The sequence below is a fragment of the Clostridium polynesiense genome (assembly GCF_000820705.1).
Taxonomy (GTDB): Bacteria; Bacillota; Clostridia; order Clostridiales; family Clostridiaceae; genus Clostridium_AA; species Clostridium_AA polynesiense.
This window is the reverse complement of sequence record NZ_CCXI01000151.1, coordinates 1-1836: the sequence shown is the minus strand read 5'-3', so window position 1 is coordinate 1836 and position 1836 is coordinate 1. Positions and strand designations below refer to the sequence as shown.

At 28.8% G+C, this 1836-nt stretch carries 2 protein-coding genes; one reads left to right on the top strand and one right to left on the bottom strand.

Features of this window, described 5'->3' with window-relative positions; genetic code table 11:
- Positions 1–598: 598 nt before the first annotated feature.
- Complete coding sequence (locus tag TA89_RS16215) at positions 599–907, bottom strand: hypothetical protein (protein WP_040214848.1); 309 nt, start codon at positions 905–907, stop codon at positions 599–601.
- Between the two features lie 131 nt (positions 908–1038).
- Here TA89_RS16215 and TA89_RS16210 point away from each other — a divergent pair, with 131 nt between their 5' ends.
- Entirely contained in the window at positions 1039–1743 is a 705-nt protein-coding gene (locus tag TA89_RS16210) for a hypothetical protein (protein ID WP_040214847.1), read from the top strand.
- Positions 1744–1836 lie beyond the last annotated feature (93 nt).

Here is a 1836-nt window from a genome sequence, read left to right as displayed (position 1 = left end):
CCGCAGATACTTTCTGCCGACAGCCTTCTTTATGAAGTTGTCTGTACTTAATTTCTTTATCAGTAACATTCATTTACTCTCATCTCCTAAAGTTCAGCCCTTCCCGATGGTTGTCGACTACCTTCGGTACTATGGCTTCTGCTGACTTCTCACGACAAATCTTGTTTCAACCGCATATCATACTCTTTGTTTCAATGCGTCCGTGAGATATCCCCGGGTAAGAACGCAATCTTTCCTTCCATATGTCTGCCTCATTTACACTGTATGTCTCCGGATAGTTTAGGGCTTTGGCTTGTTAAACAACCTTACCCGACATACACATGCCTTATGAGATTTCTGTTCGTCAGACCGGAAGTTTGCCTTAAACTTCCTTCAGATTCCACCTCACTATGGACACCCTTGCTCTTAGCTATGTGCTTGGCACTATCAACCCGCACTAGGGACTCGCACCCATTAGATTACGCCCATGCCGGGCACACATAAAAAAGCAATTCGGATATTATTATCCAAATTGCTTTTAATCTTTTTAGATATTTAATTACTGTATGACAATAGCTTTCCATAATATTTAAATTTTAATTACTAAAATAATAAATACTTATTTAAAATCATCCCAATAAAATTTTACTGGATAAATCAGTGCCAAGTTAATTAAAAGAATAAAATAGTTTATATAATGAACTCTTGTATATACGAAAAGTATTAGAGTAAAAATTGATGATAGCAAATATAGATACACTGCCCATTTTTTATATTTTTTAATTCCAATAACAGAAATAACAATTATTATAGAAATTAAAGCATAAAGTTTATTAAAATTTGATAATAAATTAGTCAATATTCCAATTGAAAAAATAATATTACTAATTCCTAAAAGATACAGTATGATTGATAGATATTTTTTCATAACATCCCCCATAAGCTATTTTTTACTTATAAAGTATAGCATATATTACAGTATATTACAATAATTGTAATATATTTAATTTATGGGTATAATTTAATTGTAAAAATAATTAAATTATAGGAGGAGTTTACATGAATTTTAAAAAGGTTTTATCTGGCTTATTAGTTTCTTGCTTAATTATATCTTCTCAAACTACACTTGCATCGGCTAGAGATTTTAGTAAAACAAATTCTAAATCTCAGGAAATTAGCATTATTCAAGAATTGGACAACATAGATGGAAAATTGATCAAACAAGAAGGACAAGAGTACACTTATGAAATGATTAATATTACTAAAAGCACAAAAGAAATTATAACTGTAAATTTAGAAAAAGATTTGGTTAAATCTAGTTTAGATAATAAAGGATCAAAGGTAAGTGATTATGTAAAGGATTATAATAAATCTTATGATTTAACTAATCAGATTCATAATAAAAATGCTTTTAATTTAAACAGTTTAAGTTACTCTAGTTATGACTGGGTTACAGGTGCCCAAAGAGTACCATATAGTAACTCTATACTTGTTGATGTGACAACTACTGCAATTGCTACAATAGCTACTGTACTGACAAGATCAGATACTACTAAAGCTAAAGAAATTGTAAAAGAATTATCAATAAAGCTTGGAAGTAGTATAATAGGTAAGATTTTTACTGTATACTATTATATTAACCAATGGTATCAGCCTTCTAATTATATGTACACCGAAGAAAGAAGAGATTATTACACTGATAGTTCTTATTCAAAATTTCTTTATACCAGTACTTATTATTTTTACGGTATACCTCCATATTAAAAATAATAATACCAAAGCTATATAATATTATTATAAAAGAACTTTAGATATTTTATTTAGAAATAACAATGATTTTCTAATAAAATATTATGT